The 529-nt window shown below is 78.4% G+C and carries 1 protein-coding gene; it reads left to right on the forward strand.

The genetic code is table 11. From position 1 onward, the window contains the following. On the forward strand, positions 1-519 hold a 519-nt coding region (locus BI06_RS22575), incomplete at its 5' end, for an HAD family phosphatase (RefSeq protein WP_043471408.1). Positions 520-529 lie beyond the last annotated feature (10 nt).

The following is a 529-nucleotide window of genomic DNA, read 5'->3' on the forward strand; positions in this document are numbered from 1 at the left end:
TTCGAGGAGGTCATCGCCGACAAGGTGTGGCCGGGCACCCGCGCACTGGTCCAGATGCACCTGGACGCCGGGCAGCGGGTCTGGCTGGTCACCGCCGCCCCGGTGGAGGTGGCCCGGATCATCTCGGCCCGGCTCGGCATGACGGGGGCGCTCGGCACCGTCGCCGAGGCGCGCGACGGCGCGTACACCGGCCGGCTGGTCGGCGAGCTGCTGCACGGGCCGGCCAAGGCGGCCGCGGTGCGCTCGCTGGCCCGTCGGGAGCGGCTCGACCTCGACCGCTGCGCCGCGTACAGCGACTCGGCCAACGACATCCCGATGCTCTCGCTGGTGGGCCACCCCTACGTGGTGAACCCGGACGGCGCGCTGCGGCGGCACGCCCGCGCGCAGGGCTGGCGGGTCCGGGACTTCCGGACCGGGCGGAAGGCCGCCCGGGTCGGGCTGCCGGCCGCCGCCGCGCTCGGTGTGGCCGCGGGCGCCGTCGCGGCCTGGGCCGCGCTGCACCGCCGGCACCGCGCCTGAGCGACCGGGC

The organism is Kitasatospora sp. MBT66, from assembly GCF_000710405.2.
GTDB lineage: Bacteria > Actinomycetota > Actinomycetes > Streptomycetales > Streptomycetaceae > Kitasatospora > Kitasatospora purpeofusca.